The 21,323-nt window shown below is 74.1% G+C and carries 19 protein-coding genes; 9 read left to right on the top strand and 10 right to left on the bottom strand.

Annotation, left to right across the window (positions count from 1 at the left end; all coding sequences use genetic code 11):
• Positions 1–26: 26 nt before the first annotated feature.
• From ACFV4N_RS17620 to ACFV4N_RS17610, 3 genes are all read right to left on the bottom strand, one after another.
• Positions 27–335: a hypothetical protein gene (locus ACFV4N_RS17620; protein WP_499673593.1), complete on the bottom strand. Its 309-nt coding sequence runs from the start codon at positions 333–335 to the stop codon at positions 27–29.
• Between the two features lie 171 nt (positions 336–506).
• Positions 507–1,319 carry an MBL fold metallo-hydrolase gene (locus ACFV4N_RS17615; protein WP_499673592.1) on the bottom strand — a complete coding sequence of 271 codons (813 nt, stop codon included), beginning with the start codon at positions 1,317–1,319 and terminating at the stop codon, positions 507–509.
• Positions 1,316–1,870: a TetR/AcrR family transcriptional regulator gene (locus tag ACFV4N_RS17610; protein ID WP_499673591.1), complete on the bottom strand. Its 555-nt coding sequence runs from the start codon at positions 1,868–1,870 to the stop codon at positions 1,316–1,318. Before ACFV4N_RS17610 ends, ACFV4N_RS17615 begins: the two co-directional genes overlap by 4 nt.
• 313 nt (positions 1,871–2,183) lie before the next feature.
• Between ACFV4N_RS17610 and ACFV4N_RS17605 the strand changes: the two genes are divergently transcribed.
• Positions 2,184–3,056: an aldose 1-epimerase family protein gene (locus ACFV4N_RS17605; RefSeq protein ID WP_499673590.1), complete on the top strand. Its 873-nt coding sequence runs from the start codon at positions 2,184–2,186 to the stop codon at positions 3,054–3,056.
• 19 nt (positions 3,057–3,075) lie between these two features.
• Positions 3,076–4,269 (top strand): amidohydrolase, encoded by a 1,194-nt coding sequence (locus ACFV4N_RS17600; RefSeq protein ID WP_499673589.1) that lies wholly within the window; start codon positions 3,076–3,078, stop codon positions 4,267–4,269.
• A gap of 162 nt (positions 4,270–4,431) precedes the next feature.
• Here the strand turns inward: ACFV4N_RS17600 and ACFV4N_RS17595 are convergent, their stop codons facing one another.
• Positions 4,432–5,109 carry a DUF3800 domain-containing protein gene (locus ACFV4N_RS17595; protein WP_499673588.1) on the bottom strand — a complete coding sequence of 226 codons (678 nt, stop codon included), beginning with the start codon at positions 5,107–5,109 and terminating at the stop codon, positions 4,432–4,434.
• Positions 5,110–5,321: 212 nt separating this feature from the next.
• Here ACFV4N_RS17595 and ACFV4N_RS17590 point away from each other — a divergent pair, with 212 nt between their 5' ends.
• A complete protein-coding gene (locus tag ACFV4N_RS17590; RefSeq protein ID WP_499673587.1) occupies positions 5,322–5,504 on the top strand; it encodes a hypothetical protein in 183 nt (60 codons plus the stop codon).
• A 36-nt stretch (positions 5,505–5,540) separates the two neighbouring features.
• On the opposite strand, the gene ACFV4N_RS17585 is transcribed toward ACFV4N_RS17590, so the two are convergent.
• Positions 5,541–6,683 (bottom strand): acyl-CoA dehydrogenase family protein, encoded by a 1,143-nt coding sequence (locus tag ACFV4N_RS17585; RefSeq protein WP_499673586.1) that lies wholly within the window; start codon positions 6,681–6,683, stop codon positions 5,541–5,543.
• Positions 6,684–6,792: 109 nt separating this feature from the next.
• Between ACFV4N_RS17585 and ACFV4N_RS17580 the strand changes: the two genes are divergently transcribed.
• From ACFV4N_RS17580 to ACFV4N_RS17570, 3 genes are all read left to right on the top strand, one after another.
• Positions 6,793–7,389 (top strand): TetR/AcrR family transcriptional regulator, encoded by a 597-nt coding sequence (locus ACFV4N_RS17580; protein ID WP_499673585.1) that lies wholly within the window; start codon positions 6,793–6,795, stop codon positions 7,387–7,389.
• Entirely contained in the window at positions 7,386–8,318 is a 933-nt protein-coding gene (locus tag ACFV4N_RS17575; RefSeq protein ID WP_499673584.1) for a carbohydrate kinase family protein, read from the top strand. Before ACFV4N_RS17580 ends, ACFV4N_RS17575 begins: the two co-directional genes overlap by 4 nt.
• 267 nt (positions 8,319–8,585) lie before the next feature.
• The gene (locus tag ACFV4N_RS17570; protein WP_499673583.1) at positions 8,586–9,899 is read left to right on the top strand and encodes a citrate synthase; all 1,314 of its coding nucleotides are present in this window, start codon (positions 8,586–8,588) and stop codon (positions 9,897–9,899) included.
• Between the two features lie 66 nt (positions 9,900–9,965).
• On the opposite strand, the gene ACFV4N_RS17565 is transcribed toward ACFV4N_RS17570, so the two are convergent.
• From ACFV4N_RS17565 to ACFV4N_RS17550, 4 genes are all read right to left on the bottom strand, one after another.
• Entirely contained in the window at positions 9,966–14,024 is a 4,059-nt protein-coding gene (locus tag ACFV4N_RS17565; protein WP_499673582.1) for a wHTH domain-containing protein, read from the bottom strand.
• A 114-nt stretch (positions 14,025–14,138) separates the two neighbouring features.
• Positions 14,139–15,326, bottom strand: a complete 1,188-nt coding sequence (locus tag ACFV4N_RS17560; RefSeq protein ID WP_499673581.1) for an ABC transporter permease — start codon at positions 15,324–15,326, stop codon at positions 14,139–14,141.
• Positions 15,323–16,165 carry an ABC transporter ATP-binding protein gene (locus tag ACFV4N_RS17555; RefSeq protein ID WP_499673605.1) on the bottom strand — a complete coding sequence of 281 codons (843 nt, stop codon included), beginning with the start codon at positions 16,163–16,165 and terminating at the stop codon, positions 15,323–15,325. Before ACFV4N_RS17555 ends, ACFV4N_RS17560 begins: the two co-directional genes overlap by 4 nt.
• A 90-nt stretch (positions 16,166–16,255) precedes the next feature.
• A complete protein-coding gene (locus tag ACFV4N_RS17550) occupies positions 16,256–16,513 on the bottom strand; it encodes a helix-turn-helix transcriptional regulator (protein WP_499673580.1) in 258 nt (85 codons plus the stop codon).
• 193 nt (positions 16,514–16,706) lie between these two features.
• Between ACFV4N_RS17550 and ACFV4N_RS17545 the strand changes: the two genes are divergently transcribed.
• The 3 genes from ACFV4N_RS17545 to ACFV4N_RS17535 are packed head-to-tail and all read left to right on the top strand — an operon-like array spanning position 16,707 to position 19,228.
• The gene (locus ACFV4N_RS17545) at positions 16,707–17,150 is read left to right on the top strand and encodes a YbaB/EbfC family nucleoid-associated protein (RefSeq protein ID WP_499673579.1); all 444 of its coding nucleotides are present in this window, start codon (positions 16,707–16,709) and stop codon (positions 17,148–17,150) included.
• 12 nt (positions 17,151–17,162) lie between these two features.
• Positions 17,163–17,477, top strand: coding sequence for a type VII secretion target (locus tag ACFV4N_RS17540; protein ID WP_499673578.1), 315 nt, complete (start codon positions 17,163–17,165; stop codon positions 17,475–17,477).
• Positions 17,474–19,228 carry a WXG100 family type VII secretion target gene (locus ACFV4N_RS17535; protein ID WP_499673577.1) on the top strand — a complete coding sequence of 585 codons (1,755 nt, stop codon included), beginning with the start codon at positions 17,474–17,476 and terminating at the stop codon, positions 19,226–19,228. The genes ACFV4N_RS17540 and ACFV4N_RS17535 overlap by 4 nt, the downstream gene beginning before the upstream one ends.
• A gap of 536 nt (positions 19,229–19,764) precedes the next feature.
• Here the strand turns inward: ACFV4N_RS17535 and ACFV4N_RS17530 are convergent.
• Positions 19,765–21,234: a glycerol-3-phosphate dehydrogenase/oxidase gene (locus ACFV4N_RS17530; protein ID WP_499673576.1), complete on the bottom strand. Its 1,470-nt coding sequence runs from the start codon at positions 21,232–21,234 to the stop codon at positions 19,765–19,767.
• Positions 21,235–21,323 lie beyond the last annotated feature (89 nt).

Below are 21,323 nucleotides of genomic sequence, written 5' to 3'. Positions count from 1 at the left end.
CCCCGGCCCGGGACCCGGTCACCGGGTCAGGCGCACCAGGTGTTGCCGGTGTACTGGAGCTTGCCCGCCAGCACCCAGCCCCACTTGCCGTTGTTGACGTTCGCGCCGTAGTAGCGCGGGTTGCCCTTGATGCGGACGTTCAGGGTGTCGCCCTGGGCCGCCCAGCCGACGAACGAGCCGCCGCTCTCGGCGTCGGTCATGTCGCCGTAGGTGGTGACCCGGTACTGCCACACCTGCGTGCACGCGGCACCCACGTCGGCGGAGGCCGCGCCCGTCCCCAGCGCGAGGCCGGCGGCCACGAGCGTCGCCGCGGCGGCACCGATGATCTTGTTCAACTCGACTCCTTCGTCGGGGTGAGCGGTCGAGTCGGAGCATGGTGGGGCGGCGGACCCGGGGTCACTGCGGCGACGCGTAGTGAGCGGTGGTCACGTCGGGGTCGCTGCGGGGGGTCGCTGCGGGAGTCCGCCGCGGGGGGCGTCGCGGGGTCCGCCCGGGGGTCCGCGGGCTCAGCCGATCGCCCCCTCGGGGTGCGGCGACCGGCCGCGCAGGTCCGCCGCGTCGTGGGCGCAGAAGACGTCCACCTCCGAGCCGTGGTCGCGCACCAGCTCGCGCAGCCGCCCCTGGTTCTCCACGCGCAGCCGCCCGACGGTCTGCACCACCCGCTCGAACGCGCCGAGCACCGGCGGGATGCGCGGCGTCGCCTCCAGCTCGCCGTGGAAGAAGTAGGCGTCGCCCGCGTGCAGCAGCCACCGGTCGCCCGCGCGCACCGCGACCCCGGTGTGGCCCCTGGTGTGGCCGACCAGCGGGACCAGCAACACGTCCGGGAGGAGTTCGCGCACGCCGCCGAAGCCGAACCACGCCTCCCCGGTCGGGTCGTGGGGCACGAGGTGGGCGCCGCGCCACTGGGCGGGCGAGTAGCGGGGGTTGGCCGAGTCGTCCAGCTCCTCCCGCAGCACGTGCACCTCGGCGGACGGGAAGTCGAGCACCCCGCCCGCGTGGTCCACGTCGAGGTGGGTCAGCGCGACGTGCCGCACGTCGGAGGCCGCGAAGCCCAGCGCCTCGACCCGGCGCACGGCGGTCTCCCGCTCGTCGCACACCGGCCGGGCCGCGTGCCGGAACCGCGCGGGCAGGGTCGCGGTGGGCGTGCGCACGTCGGTCAGGCCGAGACCGGTGTCGACCAGCACCAGGCCGTCGCGCTCGGTCTCCAGCAGCAGCACGTGGCACACCAGCTCGGCGCGCCGGAACACCGACCCGCGGCCGTCGACCAGCCGGCCGCCGAACGGGCGCATGGTGCCGCAGTTGAGGTGGTGGACCTTCACGGGGCGGGCCTCTCCAGCAGGGCGCCCAGGCGGGCGGCGACGGCGTGCAGCGGTGCGAGGGAACGGCGGGTGCGGGCCAGGATGAGCGCGCCCTCGATGGCGGCCAGGACGGCGGTGGCCGCGTCCTCGTCGCCGACGCGGTCCGCGATGGCCCGCTGCCACGAGTCGTAGGCGTCCGCGCAGGCCACGCGGATGGGCTCGCTGTCGGCGGCGGCGTCCAGCGCGACCGTGGTGATGGGGCAGCCGGCGCGGAAGTCGGAGGCGGCCAGGCCCGCGCCGAGCAGCTCCACCACCCGGGCGAGGGCCTTCGCGGCGTCCGGTTCGGCGTCCAGGGTGGCGGTCAGGGACGTGCGGAGGTCCTCGCCCGAGAGGGCCACCGCCTCGACGGCCAGCTGCTCCTTGCCGCCGGGGAAGTGGAAGTACAGCGAGCCCTTGGGCGCGCCGCCCTCGGACAGGACCTGGTTCAGGCCGGTGGCGTGGTAGCCCTGCGCCCGGAACAGGTCGGCGGCGGTGCGCACGACGCGGTCGCGCGTGTCGGTCCGTTTCGGCATGGCTTTACTATAGAGACCGGTCTAGTTAGTTGAGAAGGCGAGCGGGAGGACGGCTGTCGGCGGTGGTCGGTCCCGCGGTCCGGTCGCCCGCGTCGTCCGGTCGCCCGCGTCGTCCGGTCGCCCGCGTCGTCCGGTCGCCCGCGTCGTCCGGTCGCCCGCGTCGTCCGGCTGCCCGAGTCGCCCGCGTCGTCCGGTTGTTCCCGGTTCGCCGGGGGCCGAATGGCGGAAAGCGCTTTCATCCCCGTCGATCGAAAGAGTTTCGCGTCCCAGCGCGTGAAGTGCGGTGCCCACCGGCCGGATACGCTCTTGATCCATGCTGGAAATCGCCCACGGCGCGGCCCGCGCCGTCATCGCACCCGAGGGTGCCAACCTCAAGGCATACGCGGTCGGCGACGTGCCGTACGTGGAGACGTACGACGACGAGCCGCCCATGGGCTGCGGCGCGGTGCTGGTCCCGTGGCCCAACCGCACGGCGGGCGGGAAGTGGGTGCTCGACGGCGAGGTGCAGCAGCTGGAGATCGGCGAGCCCGCGCGCGGCAACGCCATCCACGGCCTCGTGCGCCGCGCGCTGTGGCAGGTCGTCGAGCACACCGGGTCGCTGCTGTCGCTGGAGACGCCGGTCGCGGGCTTCGGCTGGCCGGTGCCGCTGCGCACCACCATCACCTACGCGCTGGACGAGAACGGCCTGACCGTCTCCCACGGCGTGACGAACGTGGGCGACAAGCGCACCCCGTTCGGCGTCGGCACCCACCCGTACCCCAGGGCGGGCGCCTCGGCGACCGACGAGACCTCGCTGTCGCTGGCCGCCACCACCGTGCTGCCGGTCGACCCGGAGACGATGATCCCCAACGCCCCGGCCCAGCCCGTGTCGGGCGACTACGACTTCCGGGTGGCGCGCCTCCTCGAAGGGGTGAAGCTGGACACCGCGTTCGGCGGCTGCGAGCCGGTGGACGGGCTGGTGCGGCACGTGCTCAAGGGCCCGGCCGGCGGGGTCGAGCTGTGGGCGGACCCGGACTTCAAGTGGGTGCAGGTCTACACGCCGGACAACTTCCCCGGCCGGGGCCGCGCGGTGGCGATCGAGCCCATGACGTGCCCGCCGGACGCGCTCAACAGCGGCACCGACCTGCTGTGGCTGGAGCCCGGCGAGTCGTGGGCGGGCCGGTGGGGTTTGCGCCCGCTGTCGTAGGTCGTTAGCCTCGCTAACTATGAACGTCGCCATCACGGGTGGGTATGTCGTGCCGGTGGCCGGGTCGCCGATCGAGGGCGGCACGGTCCTGGTGCGGGACGGGAAGATCGTCGCGGTCGGCGCGGACGTGGAGGTCCCGGACGGCGTGCGGGTCGTCGACGCGGCGGGCGCCTGGGTGCTGCCCGGTTTCGTGGAGGCCCACGGCCACCTCGGCGTGCACGAGGAGGGCGAGGGCTGGGCCGGGCAGGACACCAACGAGATGACCGACCCCAACGGCGCGCGGCTGCGCGCGCTGGACGCGATCAACGCCGCCGACCAGGGCTTCGCAGACGCCCTGACCGGCGGCGTCACGACCGCGGTCGTCAAGCCGGGTTCGGGCAACGTCATCGGCGGCCAGACGGTGGCCGTGAAGTGCTGGGGCCGCACGGCCGACGAGATGCTGCTGCGCAACCCGGTGAGCGTGAAGAGCGCGCTGGGCGAGAACCCCAAGCGGGTCTACGGGGACCAGAAGAAGCTGCCGTCCACCCGGCAGGGCGTGGCGGCGGTGATCCGGGACGCGTTCACCAAGGCGCAGGACTACGCGGCCCGGCGCGAGGCGGCGGACGGCCCGTTCGACCGCGACCCGACGTCCGAGGTGCTGGCCCGCGTGCTGTCGGGCGAGCTGCCGTGGTGCCAGCACTGCCACCGGGCGGACGACATCGCGACGGCCCTCCGGCTGGCCGACGAGTTCGGCTACAAGCTCATCGTGAACCACGGCACCGAGGGTCACCTGATCGCGGACCTGCTGGCCGAGCGCGGGGTGCCGGTGGTCATCGGGCCGCTGTTCACGTCGCGGTCGAAGGTCGAGGTGCGGCAGCGGTCGCTGCGCAACCCGGGCATCCTGGCGCGGGCCGGCGTGGAGATCGCGATCACCACGGACCACCCGGTGGTGCCGATCCACTTCCTGGTGCACCAGGCGACCCTGGCCGTGAAGGAGGGCCTGGACCGGCAGGTGGCGCTGGAGTCGATCACGGTGAACCCGGCGCGGATCATGGGCCTGGACGACCGGGTCGGCTCCCTGCGGCCGGGGCTGGACGGTGACGTGGTGATCTGGTCCGGCGACCCGCTGGACGTGATGAGCCGGGCGCTGAAGGTCTTCGTGTCGGGTCGCGAGGTCTACCGGTACGAGGACGGCGAGGAGATCGTCGAGAACCCGTTCTACTCGGAGACCTGAGCGTCCGCGGGGGGTGTTGACGGGCGATCCGCGGGTTGACTGGCCGCTGTTGCGGCGGCTCGTCCATTTGCTAGACTTCCCCCGCGGACCCGTCCCACTCCCGTGGGGAAGCGGGTCCAGCTTCTTTTCCGGGTCCTCGGCGCCGGCCCCATCCGCACTCGATCACCTGGCCTGCGGTTTGCCGCCCATGGCGCAGACCCGGCCGAGCAGTTCCGGGTACCAGTCCCACATGACCTCCTTCCCGGGGGCGCGCAGCACGCACTGGTAGGCGGCGTAGGCGACCAGGTCCGCCACTTGCACCCACTGGCTGAGGTGCGAGCCCTGGAAGAACGGGTCCTCCACGAGGTTGCGGGTGGCGAGCCTGAGCGAGCGGTGCGCCTGCCGGTAGGAGGGGTCGGTGCCGTCCCCGTCCATGATCACGAACCCGTGGTGGCCGGTCGTGACGAGGTGCGCGTCGAGCTCGGTGACCAGGTCCGCGTACAGACCTGCCTTGGCGTCGACGTACCGGGTTCCGGTGGTGTCGCGGCAGACGGCGCCGGTGCGCACACCCGGCATGGCGGCGATCGCGCTCAACGCGTCGACCACCACCGCCGACCGGTTGGCCTTGCTGCGGTCCCGCTCCGTCCCGGTCGGCCTGCCCCGACCGTTGACGAACTTGGTGGCGTGCAACTCGTAGCTGGCGGGCAACCCCGTGGCGTCGTGGAGGGCTTTGCGCCAGTCGAGCCACGAGCGCAGGGCGGGGCGCCAGTCGGACACCGACAGCTCCACCCAGCCGTAGACGACGAGTTGGGAGGTTTGCGCTCCCGAATCGTCGATGTAGAACAAGCGCACATCGCTCACGGCGGCACACGGTACGACCTTGTCGACCATGCGTGACAATCGACCACCCACCGTGACCGCCTTTCGCGTGGAAGCGCGGTCGGCCGGTCTCGAAGGCGTCGAACGCCGTGTCCCGAACGCCGTGTCCCGAACGCCGTCCACGGCGCTCGTCCTTCGGCCACACTGGGGTCTCGACCACACCGGGGTCTTCGGACGAGCGTCGGGGGGACGGCATGAAGTGGGTCGTGGCGGTGGCGTTGACGTTGGCCGTGTGGGTGGGGCTGGGCGTGGTCCTCGCCTTCCTGGTGGGGATGCTGGGCAGCCTCGGGCCCGTGGAGCTGTTCCTGGTCGCGGCCGTCGCCCTGGTCGCCTCGGTGGCGATCAACCGGAAGCGGCTCGCGGAGGCCTGGCGCTAGGCGCCCGGCGCCGGGCCGCTCCCGGCCGGGACGGCGTCAGCGGCGCAGCTCGCGCCCGATCACCAACCGCTGGATCTGGTTGGTGCCCTCGAAGATCTGCAGCACCTTCGCCTCCCGCATGTACCGCTCCACCGGGAAGTCCCGCGTGTACCCCGCGCCGCCCAGCACCTGCACCGCGTCCGTCGTCACCTTCATCGCCGCGTCCGTGCAGACCAGCTTCGCCACCGCCGCCTGGCGCCGGAACGGCAGGCCCCGGTCCCGCCGGCGGGCGCCCTCCAGGTACGTCGCCCGCGCCGAGTCCACCGCGGCGGCCATGTCGGCGAGCAGGAACTCCAGGCCCTGGAAGTCGATGATCGGCCGGCCGAACTGGGTGCGGGTCTTCGCGTAGGCCACGGCCTCGTCCAGCGCGGCCTGCGCCAGGCCCACGGCGCAGGCGGCGATCCCGAGCCGGCCCGAGTCCAGGGCGGACAGCGCGATCTTCAGCCCGTCGCCCTCCGCGCCCACCAGGCGGTCCGCGCCCAGCCGCACGTCCTCGAACACCAGTTGCGCCGTGGTCGACCCGGTCAGGCCCATCTTGCGCTCGGGCGGCGCGGCGGTCAGGCCGTCGGCCCGCCCCGGCGCGAAGAAGCAGCTGACGCCCCGGCCGCCGTCGTCGGAGGTGCGGGCCATCAGGGTGTAGAAGTCGGCCACGCCGGCGTGCGTGATCCACGCCTTCGTGCCGTTCACGACGTAGTCGTCGCCGTCGCGCACGGCCCTCGTCGACAGCGCCGCCGCGTCCGAGCCCGCGTGCGACTCCGACAGCGCGTACCCGCCCAGCAGGTCGCCTTCCAGCGCGTCGGGCAGCCACCGGGCCTTCTGCTCGTCCGTGCCGAACGCGGCCAGCGCGTAGCTCGACATCACGTGCACCGACAGGCCGACGCCGACCGACATCCACGCCGAGGCCACCTCCTCCAGCGCCTGGAGGTACACCTCGTACGGCTGCGCGCCGCCGCCGAACTCCTCCGGGTAGGGCAGGCCCAGCAGCCCGGCCTTGCCGAGCAGGCGGAACTTGTCGCGCGGGAACCGCTCGCGCTCCTCGTGCTCGGCCGCGCACGGCGCCAGCTCGTCGCGGGCGATCTCGCGGACCAGGGCGAGCAGGTCCTCGGCTTCGGTGGTGGGCAGCAGGCGTTCGGCGGGCATCGTCGACCTCCGTGTGACGGTTCGCGCCGTCAAGTGAACCTCGGTACCATCGACAGTACTGCAGGACGTACCACAGTACTGTGATCCGGGAGTGTGACAGAGTCCGACCATGACCTCGATCGTGGGCAGGCCGCTGACACCACGGCAGGTGGAACTGCTCGGGCGGCTCGAAGCGCTGGTGCTCGCCGAGGGCTTCGCGCACTTCACCCTGGACGACCTCGCCGCGCGCCTGCACTGCTCCAAGTCGACCCTCTACGCCCTGGCAGCCAGCAAGGAGCAACTGGCCGTCCGCGTGGTCGGCCGCTACTTCAAGGGCGCGGCCGAGCGGATCGAGCAGCGGATCGCCGGCGTCCAGGACGTGCGCGCCCGCGTCGGCACCTACCTGGCCGGCGCCGCCGAGGAGCTGCGGCGGGCGTCCGCGCAGTTCATCGCCGACGTGTCGGCGTTCGCGCCCACCCGGTCGACCTACGAGCGCAACGCCCGCGCCGCCGCCGAGCGGATCCGCGAGTTCATCCAGGAGGGCGTGCGCGAGGGCGTGTTCCGGGAGGTGCACGCCACCCTGGTCGCCGAGATGGCGGGCCTGCTGATCGAGGGCATCCAGACCGGGGTGCTGACCCGGCGCGCGGGGGTGTCCGACGCCGAGGCGTTCACCGCCCTGGGCGAGCTGCTGCTGGACGGTTTGCGGAGAGAACGGAGCCAGTCGTGATCGTCGTCGCCGGAGAGGCCCTGGTCGACCTCGTGCCCACGCCGGGGGGCGACCTCTCGCCGCGGCTGGGCGGCGGCCCCTACAACGTCGCCGTGGCGGCGGGGCGCCTGGAGGCCCCGGTGGGCTTCCTGTCCCGCGTCTCCTCCGACCTGTTCGGCGACCGGCTGGTGGAGCGCCTGCGCGCCTCGGGCGTGCGCACCGACCTGGTCCAGCGCGGCCCGGAGCCGACCACGCTCGCCGTCGTCGGGCTCGCCGACGACGGCTCGGCCCGCTACTCGTTCTACGTCGAGGGCACCGCCGACCGCCTGGTGACCGACCCCGGTCCGCTGCCGGACGACGTGCGCGCGGTCTCGTTCGGCACCCTGTCGCTGGTGCTGGAGCCGGGCGCGAGCGCCTACGAGCGGGTGCTGCGGCGCGAGGCGGAGCGCGGCGCGCTGACCGCGCTGGACCCGAACGTCCGGGCCGGCCTGATCGACGACCCGGCCGCCTACCGCGCCCGCTACGCCTCGTGGCTGCCGCACGTGGGCCTGCTCAAGGTGTCCGTCGAGGACGCCCGCTGGCTGGCCGACCTGCCGCCCGACGCGCCGGAGGGCGACGTGCTGGAGGTCGCCCGGAAGTGGCGCGGGCCCGCGGCGGTGGTGCTGACCCGCGGCGGCGACGGGCTGGCCGTGCTGACCGCCGCCGGCGACGTGATCCACGTCCCACCCACGCCCGTGGACGTGGTCGACACGATCGGGGCGGGCGACACCGTGCAGGGCGCGCTGCTGGCGTGGCTGCACCACCACGGCGCACTGTCCACCGAGGCCGTCAGGGGTCTGGACGGCGAGCGCTGGCGCGCCGCGCTGGCCTTCGCGGGCGCCGCCGCGGCGATCACGTGCTCGCGCGCCGGCGCGGAACCGCCGTTCCGCGCAGAGCTGGGGATGACCTAGCTCTCACCCCTCGTGAGGTGGAGAAACAGCCCCGAAGGGCTACGGTGGTGAATGCACGCTAGCCACTCGTGCATTGCCGATGTGATGCCGATCCCATCTCGCAGAATCGGTTCATGCCGCGGCTGTGGAGCGGGTAGCCCGCTGACTAGCGTGGGAGAACTGACAGGACCCCAACGGGGTGGTGCTGCGGTGCAGGGGCGGTCACGCCCGGGCGCCGGGTGCGAGACCCGCACGAGCCACCCCGCCCGAGCGTGAGAGGGACTCTGCATGCCCGACGCGACGACTGCGCCGAACGACACCCGTACCGTCGCGCTGCGCCATCCGGGCGGAGAGCACGAGATGAAGGTGGTGCCGGCCACCGAGGGTGCTCCCGGCATCGACCTCGGCAAGCTGCTGGCCACGACCGGCCTGGTCACGCTGGACAGCGGGTTCGTCAACACCGCGTCCTGCTCCTCCGAGATCACCTACATCGACGGCGACGCCGGCATCCTGCGCTACCGCGGCTACCCGATCGAGCAGCTCGCGGCGAAGTCGAACTTCATCGAGGTCAGCTACCTGCTCATCTACGGCGAGCTGCCGACGCAGGCGCAGCTGGAGGAGTTCTCCTCCAAGATCAGCAGGCACACCCTGCTGCACGAGGACCTGAAACGGTTCTTCGACGGCTTCCCGCGCGACGCGCACCCGATGCCCGTGCTGTCCTCGGCGGTGTCCGCGCTGTCGACCTTCTACCAGGACAGCCTCAGCCCGTTCGACGCCAACCAGGTCGAGATCTCCACGATCCGCCTGCTGGCGAAGGTGCCCACCATCGCGGCCTACGCCTACAAGAAGTCCGTGGGCCAGCCCTTCCTCTACCCGGACAACTCCCTCGGCCTGGTCGAGAACTTCCTCCGGATGACCTTCGGCTTCCCCGCCGAGCCGTACGACGTCGACCCGGACCTGGTCCGCGCCCTCGACCTGCTGTTCGTGCTGCACGCCGACCACGAGCAGAACTGCTCCACCTCGACCGTGCGCCTGGTCGGCTCGTCCGAGGCCAACCTGTTCGCCTCCATCTCCGCGGGCATCAACGCCCTGTTCGGCCCGCTGCACGGCGGCGCGAACAGCGCGGTGCTCGACATGCTGGAGAAGATCCGCAACGAGGGCGGCGACGTGTCCGCGTTCGTGAAGAAGGTCAAGAACAAGGAGGACGGCGTCCGCCTGATGGGCTTCGGCCACCGGGTCTACAAGAACTACGACCCGCGCGCCGCGATCATCAAGAAGACCGCCGACGAGATCCTCGGCAAGCTCGGCGCGTCCGACGAGCTGCTCGACATCGCGAAGGCGCTGGAGGAGACCGCCCTCGCGGACGACTACTTCGTCGAGCGCAAGCTGTACCCGAACGTGGACTTCTACACCGGCCTCATCTACCGCGCGATGGGCTTCCCGACGAAGTTCTTCACGGTGCTGTTCGCGCTGGGCCGCCTGCCGGGCTGGATCGCCCACTGGCGCGAGATGATCAACGACCCGGCCACCAAGATCGGCCGCCCGCGCCAGGTCTACACCGGCTCGCCGGAGCGCGACTTCGTCTCGATCGACCAGCGCTGACGTTTTCCGCGTCCTCAGTGGACCCCGAACGGCCCGCACCTCCCCGGTGCGGGCCGTTCTCGCGCCTCAGGCCGGCCGCACGCCGTCCGGCAGCCGGAAACCCAGCTCCACCAACCGTTCCGCGACCTCCCGCACCGGCCTCCCCAGCGCCTGGGCGGCGCGCAGCAGGTGCCCGATCCGCACGGGCGTCTCCCGGCGCAGCCACGGCGCCTCGCCGTCGAGGCCGTCGCTGACCAGCCTGACGTCGTCCCGCCCGGTCGGGACCGCGGGCGTCGCGCACCGGTACCCGAACCGCGCCAGCCGCGCGGCGACCCCGGACGCGGTCCGGCCCAGGCGGTCGGCGGCGCGCAGCACGTGCCCCAGGGGCACTTCGGCGTCGCCCGGCAGCCACGACGACACGCCGTCCCAGCCCCCGTCGAGCAGGAGGAGGTCGTCGGCGGTGGGCGTCGCGTGCGCGAAGGGCGTGACGGCGTGGCCCAGCCCGGTGAGCCGCTCGGCCACCTCGTCGACCGCGAGGCCGGTCCGCAGCGCGGCGGCGAGCACGTGGCCCGGCCGCACCGCCTCGTCGAGCGGCAGCGGCTGCCCGTGCCCGTCGAGGAGGAGCGCCCGCGGGTCCACGGCGGGGTCGGCCGGCCCGGTGCGGGACACCCGGTACCCGAACAGCTCCAGGCGCCCGGCGACGTGCTCGACGGTGCGCCCGGTCGCCCACGCGACCACGTGGAGGTGCGCCGCCGGGACCACCCGGTCCGGCGGCAGCGCCGGGTAGGGGTTCTCGGCGTCGGCGCTCAGGGCGGTGTGGTCGTGCTCGTCGGGGACCGCGGAGGTGTCGAACTCCTGCACCTCGTACCCGAGCGCCCGCAGCCGCGCGGCCACGTCCGACGGGGTCCGGTCGAGCCGTTCCGCGGCCCGCAGCACGTGCGCGGACGGCACCGGGCGGTCGGCGGGCAGCCACCGGTCGTCGGCCGGCCGCTCCGGGTCGCCGAGCAGCAGGCCGTCCCCCGGGGCGTGATCCGCCGCCGGGTCGAACGGGGTCACGTCGTGGCCCAGCGCCGCCAGGCGGTCGCGGACCTCGCCCGGCGCCAGCCGCAGGTGCTCGGCGGCGGCCAGGGCGTGGCCCAGCGGGACCGGTGCGCCGGGCTCCAGCCACGGCGCCTGCCCGTCCAGCCCGGCGCTGAGGAGGTCCAGGTCCGCCGGGGGCAGCGCGGCGGCCCCCTCGACGGCGAACCCGAGCGCGGTGAGCCGGTCGGCGACCTCGGCCGGGGTGCGGGACAGCCGCGCCGACACGTGGGCGACGTGCGCCACCGGCACGGTCTCGCCGGGGTTCAGCCAGCCGACCGACCGCCCCGGGGTGCTCGTCGCCTCCCGGAGCAGCCGCGCGTCCGACGGCCGGGCGACCGGGCGGGGTTCGTCCGCGACGGTGAGGCCGGGCACCAGGCCGGCGTTCGACCAGGCCGCCAGCCGCCACCGGAGCACCTGGTCGGGGACGCGCTCGAAGAGGTACCCCTCGAACTCGGCGTCGCCGAGGAAGTCGTCGTCGTCCGGGAAGCACCCGACCGACGCCGGGTCGACCGACGTGCCCGCCGCCGCCCAGGCCGCGCCGGCCGCCGTCGCGCGGGCGACCAGCTCGTCCGCCACCGCCGGCCGTCGCCACACCAGGCCCCCGATCCACCGGTTCGAGTGCAGGGCGGTCCGGCCGGCGAAATCGGCCGCCTGCCCGGCGACCAGCCGGTCCACCAGGCCCTCGTCCAGGTCCACGATCCGGCGGCGGTCCACGGTGAGCCGCGGCGCGTGCGGGCCGGTCAGGTTCACCACCACGCCGAACGTCGCCACGCCGGCCCGCAGCCCGTCCGCGAGCACCGCGCCGAGGTCGCCGCACCACCACACGTCCGGGGAACCGCTCGGCAGCACCTCCACCGCCTCGTGGCGCGGTGGCGTCAGGGACTCCGAGGTCACCACCCCGGCCGCCCACGCGGCCCGCCGCGCGCCGTCCGCGGCCTCGACCGCGAACTCCGAGAGCAGCAGCACCTTCCGCAGTTCGTCCACGCAGGACAGGCCCGGTTCGCGCGGGTGCAGGCGGACGGTCGTGCCCGCCTCGTCGCCCGGCCCCAGGTCCCGCACGCGGCTCAGCGCGCCCGGACCCGGCACCTCCACGCGCAACCGCCGGCCGGGACGCCCGTCGCGGCCCAGGCGGCACGTCGTCACGGTGATCTCGTCGGCGACCATGAAGCAGCTGAGCACGCCGATGCCGAAGCGGCTGTTGGGGTGGAACGAGACGCCCGTCCGCGCCCACTCCGCCTCCTCCTCGACGAACTCCGGCAGGTCGGGGAACCGGGCGCCCGCGCGGGAGAACACGCCGGTCAGCTCGTGGTGGCCCATGCCGATGCCGTTGTCCGCGCAGTCCAGGTAGGGGCGGCCGTGCTCGTCCACGCCCTGCTCGAAGCGGATGCGGCCCTCCCACGGCGGCACGTCCGCGCCGGTCCGGCGCAGGTGCTCGGTGCGGGCGCGGCGGTAGCGGCACGCGTCCAGCGCGTTCTGGTGCAGCTCGCGCACGGCCAGGCCCGGGTCGCCGTAGAGCTGCACGCCCATCAGCAGCTCCTGGACCCGGTCGTCGGCGAGCCGGAACCGGAAGCCCCGGCCGTCGTGGGAGGGCGTGCCGTCGGGGAGGCGGGTGGGCCGGACGCCGTCGGCCGAGGCGTGCGCGGGCGGGTCGAGCCGGCCCAGCGCCCCGGAGACGCGGGCGACGTGCTCGGTCAGCGCGTGCGACACGGCCTGGTGGGCGCACTCGGCGTGCAGCGCGAGCACGTGGCCGCGCGACCGCCAGGACGCCGCGCGGACCGTGGTGAGCAGGTCGGCGAGGTCGACCGGGTCGGTGATGCCCAGGTGCTCGGCGATCGCGGAGGGCAGGTCGGCGGGGTCGAGCGCGAGCAGGTGGGCGGCGGTGAGCACGCGGGCGAGCGGGTCGGTCGACCTCGTCGACCGCAGGTCCCGGACCAGCGCGCCCAGTCGGGCCGGCGGGAACGGGACGTCCGCGCCGAGGGCGGCGGTGACCGCCTCCGCCCCGTACCGGCTGCCCAGGTGGGCGAGGGCCCGGTGCCGCAGCCACCACCGGAGGTCGGCCACCGCCCGGTCGTCGCCCGCGGCGGAAGCCCGCTCCAGGCGCCGCGCGACCCTCGGCCTGCCGCGCGCGAACCGGTCCACGTCCGGGTCGGCGGTGGCGAGGTGGTGGGCCAGGAACGCCTGCCGCGCGAACGGGAACACCGCGAGCAGCGCCGCGTCGGCGGGGGTGAGCGGCGCGCCCGCGCGGGTGAGCAGGAGGCCGAGGTGGTCGGCCGCGCGGAGCGGAGCCTCGTCGTCCCACCACCGGTCGTCGGCGGGGGTGCTGCCGTTCGGGGTGCTGCCGTTCGGGGTGCGGCGGGTCCACCGGCCCACCAGCCCGGCGGTCGCCTCGCGCAGCCCGGCGTCCTCCGGGGCCAGCGCCCACGCCGGGTGCGAGCGGACCGCCGCCGCCCACGGGTCGCCGGTGTCGCGCGGGCGGGGGAAGACGGTGAACTCCCCGCCGGAGACCGCCACCCGCGGGCCGACGCGCCCCCGCACCGCCGCCACGACCTCGGCCAGCCCGGTCGCCTCGCCGACCGCCGCCGTCAACGCCCGGGTCAGCAGGCCGTGGGACGACTCGTCGCCGCCCACCGCGGCCAGGTACGCCACGCCGTCGGTCCTCGGCGCCCCCGTGCCGCGGCACGTGTCGAGCACCACCAGCACGTCGCCGCACGCGCTGCCCGCGACGTGCTCCGCGACGTCCACCGGCAGGCACCGGTCGGCGAAGCGGCGGCTGCGGGTGTCCGCGCCGGCCGGCACCAGGTGGTCGGCGCCGCCGAGGTGGGCGCCGTGCCCGGCGATCACCACCAGCAGCGCCTGGCCGGGGGCGGCCGAGCCGAAGAAGCGCTCCAGCGCGCCGTCGACCCGGTCGCGGTCGGTGCGCGCCTCGTCGTGCGCCACGACCTCGTACCCGACGCGCAGCAGGGCGCGCCGCAGCGCGTCGAGGTCGTCCGGCACGGACGGCAGGTCGGGGAGAGCGGGGTCGTCGTAGCGGGGGACCCCGATCAGGAGCGCGCGGAAGCCGGTCAAGAACCCCTCCGATCGAAGGGGGGCATCGTCCCTCACACCGGCCCGGCCGCCGAACGGGTTTCCCGCCACCGGGCCCTCGGCGCCCTCAGCGCCGGCGCGGCTTTCGGCGCGCCCTCAGCGCAGCACGTCCCGCAGCCGCACCCGCGCGCCGGTCCGCAGCACGGCGTTCGAGTAGACCTTCCCGCCGAGCCAGGTGATCGCGGCGACCGCCGCCAGCGCCAGCACCACCGCCAGCAGCACCTGCCACCCCGGCGCCACGCCCATCGCCATCCGCCCCGGCATCAGGATCGGCGCGAACGGCGGCAGCAGCGACAGCACCGTCACCGCCGAGCCCGTCGGATCGCTGATCATCAGGTTGATGCCCACCACGAACGCCACCACGATCGCCATGCTGATCGGCGTCAGCACCGACTGGAGCTCCTCCTGCCGGGACACCAGCGACGCCGCCGCGGCGAACACCGTGGCGTAGAGGAAGAAACCGAGCAGGTACCACAGCACGCCCGTGGCCAGGGCGCCGCCGGCCACGCCCGCCAGGTCGACCACGCCCGACGCGGTCGCCAGCACCAGGCCGCCACCGCCGACCAGCACGAGCTGGAGCAGCCCGACCGCGCCCAGCCCGACGACCTTGCCCAGCAGCAGCTGCCACGGCCGCAGCGTCGCCAGCAGGATCTCCACCACTCGGCTGGACTTCTCCTCCACCACGCCCTGGGCGACCATCGTCCCGTACACCAGCAGCGAGTAGTACAGCAGCGCGGCGATCACCAGGCCGATGGCCAGGCGCTGGCCTGACCGCTCGTCCGGCTCCTCCAGGACGACCAGGTCCACCCCGGCCCGCTCCACGTTCCGCGCCACCTCGGCCGGGTCCAGGCCCGCCTCGGCGAGCTGGGCGTTGAGCACCTGCTGCTTGACGATCAGGTCGATGGAGCTGCGGAGCTGCTCGCCCAGCGACTCCTCGACCACCACGCGCAGGGCGTCCGGCGCGCCGGTGATCAGGGCGTCCACCTCGCCGGACCGCACCCGCGCCTCGCCGTCGGCCGGGTCGGCGACGTCCACGACCTCCACCTCGCGGCCGAACGACGCGGCGGTCCGCTGCAACGGCTCGGCGAGCACGCCCGCCTGGCCGCTCAGCGCCACCCGGTCGCGGCCGGCGTCGTCGAACAGCACCGACTGGAGCAGTACGTAGCCCGCCAGCACGGCCAGGATCACCGCGGTGCCCCACACGAACGCCTTGGTGCGCACCCGGCCGGTGAACTCGCGGCGCGCCACCAGGAACACCGCCCGGCCCGTGCTCAGGCTGGTCATGCCGAGGCCTCCTGGGTCACCACGCTGCGGAACAGCTCCGCCAGCGACGGCCGCTGCCGGGAGAACTCGTGCACGGGCCCGGTCGCGAGGGCCGCGCGCAGCACCGGCTGGTCGTCCGCGCCCGGCTCCAGCTCCACCAGGGTGCGGCCCTCGGACACGGCGGTGGCGCGCACGCCCGGCAGCGCGTCGGCCCACCCCGGCGGCGCCTCCGGCGCGTCCACGACCAGCCGGGACGTGCCGCCCGCGCGCAGCTCGTCCACCGCGCCGCAGGCCACCAGCGTGCCGCTGCGGACGATGCCGACCCGGTCGCACAGGCGTTCCACCAGGTCGAGCTGGTGGCTGGAGAACACCACGGGCACCCCGGTGGCGGCCTTCTCGCGCAGCACCTGGCTCATCACGTCCACGGCCACCGGGTCCAGGCCGGAGAACGGCTCGTCGAGCACCAGCACCTCCGGCTCGTGCACCAGCGCGGCGGCCAGCTGCACCCGCTGCTGGTTGCCGAGGCTCAGCTTCTGCACCTCGTCGCCGCGGCGGTCGCGCAGGCCGAGGCGGGCGATCCAGTCCTCGGCGGAGCGGTGCGCGGCGTTGGTGGGCAGGCCGTGCAGCTCGGCCAGGTAGACGAGCTGGTCGAGCACCTTCATCCGGGGGTAGAGGCCGCGTTCCTCCGGCATGTAGCCGATGCGCCGGCGCGTCTCGAACGTGATCGGCTCGCCGTTCCAGCGGACCTCGCCCGAGTCGGCGGCCAGCACGCCCAGCGCGATGCGCATGGTGGTGGTCTTGCCGGCCCCGTTGCTGCCGACGAAGCCGAACAGCTCGCCCGCCCGCACGTCGAAGGTCATGTCGGCCAGCGCCACGACCTCCCCGTAGCGCTTGGAGACCCGGTCGACCTCCAGCACCCCCTGTGGCACCGTGCCTTCCCTCCTGTCGCCCTAGCCGTAGACCTGCGTGGACAGCGGCTCGAACGGGGTGCGGCTGAACACCGCCTCGACGGGCAGGCCGAAGACCTCGCAGATCCGCATCGCCAGGTCGAGGCTGGGGTAGTGGTCGCCCCGCTCCAGCGCGCCGATCGTCTGGGGGTTGACGTCCACCGCCCGCGCCAACCCCGCCCGTGTCATGCCCCGTTCGACCCTGAGCACCCCGATCCGGTTGTGGAGGGTCCGACCGGAGCCGCGTCGCACCGGACTCACCCGACGAAGTGTTGCGAAAACCCAACAGATCGGCAAGCAAACCGCGCGGCCGTGCGCCGAACGGCGGCATCCCGGACGATCTCGACCGGAAATCACGTTTCGGTGAAACGATACGAGACCGGGAACCGAATCGTCTGTGGACGGGTCGAAGGCGCATCAGGGTCGCAAGCCCCGTTGCCGTGAGGGGTGACACATGGAGCCGGACCAGTGGCTCGCGCAGTACGGAGAGAAGATCGAGCAGGCCAAGCGGAACGCCGCCGCGGTCGAGACGCAGCTCGGGGGCGTCGGCGGCAGCGCGACGTCGCCGGACGGGTTGATCACCGTCTCGGTGAACGCCTCCGGGGCGCTGACCGACCTGGTCCTGCGCCCGCAGCTGCGCGGTGAGGACCCGGAGCGGATCTCCTCCGCCATCATGACCGCCGTCGCGCAGGCGCAGCGCGCCGCCGCCGGGCAGGTCGTCCAGATCATGTCGGAGTCCTTCGGCGACGGCCCCGCCCTGGACTTCGTGAAGGCGAAGATGCCGAACGGCTATTCGGGTGACGGCACCGACGCGGTGGAACCGACCCCCGAGATCCAGCGTCGGGACACCAGGCCCGATGACGACTACTTCACCAACCCACCCGATGTCATGGCCTGACCAGGGGGACACATGACCAGATTCGAATCGTTCAACGTGAGCCCGGAGCAGATCCGGGCGCACGCGGGCACGGTCGACCAGCTGACCCAGCGGATGCTCTCCGCGACGCAGACCGCCGACCCGTCGCTGTCGACCGACGCCTTCGGCGTGTTCGGTTCGTTCCTGGCGGAGTTCCTGCTGAAGGCCGCCGGCAACTCCCAGGACATCCTCGGCCAGGCGACGGAGACCGTGGCCGACATGTGCCAGGGCCTCCGCGAGGTGGCCGACCTGTACGAGAACGTCGACCTCGACAACGCGTTCGGCTTCAACGGAAGGGCACGTGGATGAACGCGCCGGCCACCACGCAGGGCCGTGACCCGTCCTACCTGATCGGCGACGTGCAGGGCACCGTCGCGGCCGTCGAGCGCGGTGACTGGGTGCAGGCGGGGCTCGGCATGGCCAACACCGCCATGGGCATCGTCGGCCTGGCCGCCAACCCGCTGTCCGGCTTCCTGTCCGCCGGGTTCAGCTGGGCCATCCAGCACGTCGACTTCCTGCGCGAGCCGTTCGACGCGCTGCTGGGCAGCCCGCAGGCGATCCAGCGGATGTCCGACAGCTGGCTGTCCGCGTCCCGGCAGATCGAGTCGATCGTCGCGGACTACCGCCGCACCTCCGTCGAGGAGACGCGGAACTGGACGGGCCGGTCGGCCGACGGCTACCGCGCGGCGAGCAAGAAGCACTCCGCCGGCCTGGAAACCCTGGCCAAGGCGACGAAGGGCATCTCGCAGGCCGCCAAGGGCGCGGGCGAGCTGGTCGCGACCGTCCGCAAGACCATCATGGACCTGATCGGCCAGGCCGTGTCCGACATGGTCATGAAGATCATCCAGTGGCTGGCGGCGTCGTTCCTGACCTTCGGCGCGGCCATCGCGGCGGCGATCTCGGACATCGTGCAGATGGCGTGCAACTACGCCAAGAAGCTCGCGGACTTCCTCCAGAAGCTCGGCAACTCGCTCAAGAAGCTGATCGACCTGATCAAGACGGTCTCGCAGATCGCCCAGACCGCCAAGCAGGTCCTCCAGGCCATCACCGCCATGACCTCGTCCAACCGGGGCGGCGGCGGCCTGAACCAGCGGCCGAGCTCCGGCGGCCTCGGCCTGACCGACGAGCAGCTCCGGGACATGGACCGCCGCGCCGACCAGCGCTACACCGGTCCGGGCGGCACCACCAACCCGTCCGGCGGCGGCGGTGGCCACGGCGCGGGCCCGGTCGTCAACCGCCCGCCGACGGTCGGCGTGGGCTCCGGCGGCTACCCCGAGCCGGGCCACGCCTACCCGGGCGGCCCGGGCGGCCCCGTGGTGAGCCGTCCCCCGACGCTCGGCGGCGGCACCCCGCCCCCCGGCAGGGGCACCGGCTCGGGCTCCGGCGGCTCGGGCTCGGGCGGCGTCCCCGCCCCCGGCACGGGCGGCGGCCACTGGGAACCGGGCCGCTGGGTCGCGGACGGCAGCGGCTCGATCGGCGGCGGCAGCCACCCGGGCGGCGGCTACGGCGGCGGGGGCTACCCCGGTGGCGGCTACTACCCGAGCGGCGGCGGCTACCCCGGCGGCTACCCCGGCCCGACGCCCATCCGCGACCACGACACGACCCACGCCACGACCTCGGGCACCGGCACGGGCTTCGTGCCCCCGGTCCGCCCGACCACCCCGGACGTCCCCCACAGCACCCCGAGCGGCCTCGGCGGTGGCGGTGGCGGTGGCGGCTTCGGCGGCGGTGGCGGCGGCTTCGCGGGCGGCGGCGGTGGCGGCGGCTTCGGCGGCGGCGCGAGCGGCGGCGGCGCGAGCGGCCAAACCCTCCAAGCGGGCGGCATGTCCGGCGCCGTGGGCGCGGCGGGCAGCCCGACGGGCGCACCCGCGGCGGGCGGCCCCGCGGCCGGCGGCGGCCGTCCCGGCGGCGCGGCCGGCGCGGGCATGATGGGCGCCCCGATGATGGCCCCTCCGGGCCAGGGCGGCGACAGCAAGGACCACCAGCGCAAGGTTCGCCTCGAAGGCGAAGCCCTGATCGAGGAACCGCCGAAGGCGGCCAAGCCGATCATCGGCGAATAACCACCCGCGAAAAGGGGACCTCCACCCAGGAGGTCCCCTTTCCCATGCCCAAGCCCCACCCCCGCCTTCACCGCATAACTCACCAGCCCAGACCGCATGACTCGCGGGTCCTGACCGCATGACTCGCCCGACCGGACCGCATGACTCGCGAGTCCTAACCGCATGACTCGCCCGACCGGACCGCATGACACGCGAGTCCTAACCGCATGACACGCGAGTCCTGACCGCATGACACGCGGGCGCTGAACGCATGACTCGCGGGTCCTGAACGTACGACTCACCGGTCCTGAACGTACGACTCGCGATGTCCGAGTGGAGGACACGCCGGGTGGGAGCGCTCTCACCTGGCGTGTCCTCCGGTCAGGCATCGCGAGTCGTACGTTCGGACACCGCGAGTCGTACGTTCAGGTCGGGCGAGTCGTACGGTCCGGTCGCGCGTGTCATGCGTTCAGGTCGGGTGTGTCATGCGGTCCGGTTGGGTGTGTCATGCGTTCAGGGCCGGTGTGTCATGCGGTTGGTGCCGGCGTGTTAGGCGTTCAGGTTGGGCGGGGCGTGTGGTCGGGGGTGGTGGTCAGGGTGGCCAGTTCGGTGGTGATGGCGGGTTCGGCGGCGGCCCGGTCGGCGGGGACCAGGCCGATGCGGGTGCGGCGGTCGAGGATGTCGTCGGCGGTCAGGGCGCCCTCGTGGTGGACCGCCCAGGCGACCTCGCCCAGGTCGGCGACCAGGGGCGCCTCGCTGCCGTAGCGGGTGATCAGGTGGGGTGGGGCGGGGGAGCGCAGGGGGGACGCGCCCACCAGGGGCAGGTTCGCGGTGCGGGACGGGGTGGTGGTGAGGCGGGTGGCGTCGACGGCGTCGGCGGCCATGCGCCGGTAGGTGGTGAGCTTGCCGCCGACGACCGTGGTGACGTCGTCGGTCGTGAGCACGGCGTGGCGGCGGGACAGGTCGGCGCTGGCGCCCTCGCCCGTGTCGAGCAGGGGCCGCAGGCCGGCGAAGGCGCCCAGGACGTCGGCGGGCGCCAGGGGGCGTTCCAGGACCGAGGAGGCGACGCCCAGGAGGAAGTCCACATCGGACTGGGGCACGGTGGGCACGTCGGGCACGGGGCCGGTGACGGGTTCGTCGGTCAGTCCCACGTAGACGCGGTCGTCGTGCTGGGGCAGCAGGAGGGCGAAGCGGTTGCGGGCGCCCGGCACGGGCACGGTCAGGGCGGTGCCGGTCAGGCCCGCGGTGGCGGCCGACAAGACCAGGTGCGAGCCGCGGGACGGGCGCAGCTTCACGCCGACCAGGTCGCCCGCCCAGACGCCGGCGGCGTTCACCACCGCACGGGCGCGGATGTCGAGGGACGCGCCGGTCAGGGTGTCGACGACCCGCGCGCCCGTGCCGGTCAGGGCGACGGCACGGGCCCGGGTGACGATCCGCGCGCCGTGGCCGGCGGCGGTGCGGGCCAGGGCGATCACCAGGCGGGCGTCGTCGACCAGTTGGCCGTCGAAGCTCAGCAGGCCGCCGCTCAGGCCGGTCCGGCGCAGGCCGGGCGCCAGGGCCAGGGCCTCGGCCGCGGGCACCCGGCGCGGCGGCGGCAGGACGGCGGCCGGGGTGCGGGCCAGGCGGCGCAGCGCGTCGCCGGCGCGCAGGCCCGCCATGACCACGGACCCGCGCGCACCGCCGTGCAGGGGCACGAGCTGGGGGAGCGCGCGCACCAGGTGCGGCGCGGTGCGGGTCATCAGGACGCCGCGCTCGACCGCGCTCTCGTGGGCCAGGCCCACGTCGCCCCGCGCCAGGTAGCGCAGGCCGCCGTGGACGAGCTTGCTGGACCAGCGCGACGTGCCGAACGCCAGGTCGTGCGCCTCCACCAGGCACACCGACAGGCCGCGCGACGCCGCGTCCAGCGCCACGCCCGCGCCGGTCACGCCGCCGCCCACCACGAGCAGGTCCACCGGGTTGGCGGAGACGTGGTCCAGGTCGCGGGCGCGGCGGGCCGCGTTCAGCGAGGTGTCGGGCGCGGCGTTCACGACAGCGCCGCGTCGAGGTAGGCGGCCAGCTCGGCCAGCAGCTCCTCGAAGTCCAGGTCGGTGGTCGCCGGCCGCACGGACAGCACCAC

Source organism: Actinosynnema sp. NPDC059797 (genome assembly GCF_042732085.1).
Lineage (GTDB): Bacteria > Actinomycetota > Actinomycetes > Mycobacteriales > Pseudonocardiaceae > Actinosynnema.
Note: the sequence above shows the minus strand (reverse complement) of the source record. Positions and strands in the feature narration are given on the sequence as shown.